Origin of the sequence: Cobetia sp. SIMBA_158 (assembly GCF_046566945.1) — a bacterium.
Taxonomy (GTDB): Bacteria; Pseudomonadota; Gammaproteobacteria; order Pseudomonadales; family Halomonadaceae; genus Cobetia; species Cobetia amphilecti.
On sequence record NZ_JAWJYL010000032.1, the window covers coordinates 1 to 1,090 of the forward strand.

At 59.6% G+C, this 1,090-nt stretch carries 1 protein-coding gene; it reads left to right on the top strand.

Annotated features, from left to right (window positions below; translation table 11 throughout):
- Nucleotides 1-53 precede the first annotated feature (53 nt).
- Nucleotides 54-1,064, top strand: coding sequence for an IS30 family transposase (locus R2R70_RS18815; protein ID WP_153635464.1), 1,011 nt, complete (start codon nt 54-56; stop codon nt 1,062-1,064).
- The last annotated feature ends 26 nt before the right edge of the window (nt 1,065-1,090 follow it).

A 1,090-nucleotide genomic window follows, 5' to 3' on the forward strand; every position in this document is an offset into this window, starting at 1 on the left:
CGGCGGTCTCAATGACCAAGTGCAACACGTGACCCATCAGGTACGGTGTTGCCATGAACCACTGCTATCGCCATCTTTCTGCTGAAGACCGAGCCGCCATCATGATGATGAGAGCGACTCACTCGATCCGAGCTATCGCCCATCATCTGGGCCGTGCACCGAGTACCGTGTCGCGAGAAATTGCTCGCCACTCCATCAATGGCTACGATGCCAGCCTCGCAGGCTACCGGGCCCGCCTGACACGCCATCGGCCCCGTCGGCGTCCCAAGCTGCACCCCGACAGGGAGTTGTTTGAAGTCGTGGTCCATCTGCTGCGCAAGTACTGGTCACCGCAACAGATAGCCCGCACACTGAAGCGCATGTCTCCCAACGATTCACGTCGACAGGTCTCGCATGAGGCCATCTACAACGCGCTCTATGTGATGCCCCGCGGCAGCCTCAAAAAGGAACTTATCGCCTGCCTGCGACAAGGCAACGGCAAACGCCGGCCACGAAGTCGTGGCACGGATCGGCGCAACCAGATTCCCGGTCTGGTTAGCATTCACGCGCGACCGCCTGAGGTCGAAGATCGTTTGATGCCTGGCCACTGGGAAGGCGATCTCATCATCGGTGCCAACAATCGCTCTGCCGTCGGTACGCTGGTGGAACGCACCACGCGATTGGTGATTCTGGCGAAAGTGGATGGCACCACCGCCACCGCAGCGGCCGTTGGCTTCAGCGACAAGCTAAACGAGGTGCCGCGATCTCTGCGCTTGTCCATGACCTACGATCAAGGCAGAGAGATGGTGAAACATGCCGAGATCACCCAGAAGACCGGCACGGCGATCTACTTCGCTGACCCGCATAGCCCTTGGCAGCGAGGTTCGAACGAGAACACTAACGGGCTGTTGCGGCAGTATTTGCCAAAGGGCACGGATCTCTCCGTCTACAGCCAAGAAGAGCTCGACGAGATCGCCGACTCACTGAACACACGGCCTCGCCAGACACTGGACTGGCGAACCCCACTGGAAGTCTACGCCGAGGTGCTCAAGAAATCCGTCGGCGGTCCGAGCACCCTTCAATAGCGTTGCGCTTGGAACTTGAGACCGCC

What these genes read in the sequence shown, in the direction of transcription:
- R2R70_RS18815 (WP_153635464.1), top strand. Translation starts at nt 54, where the DNA reads ATGAACCACTGCTATCGCCATCTTTCTGCTGAAGACCGAGCCGCCATC.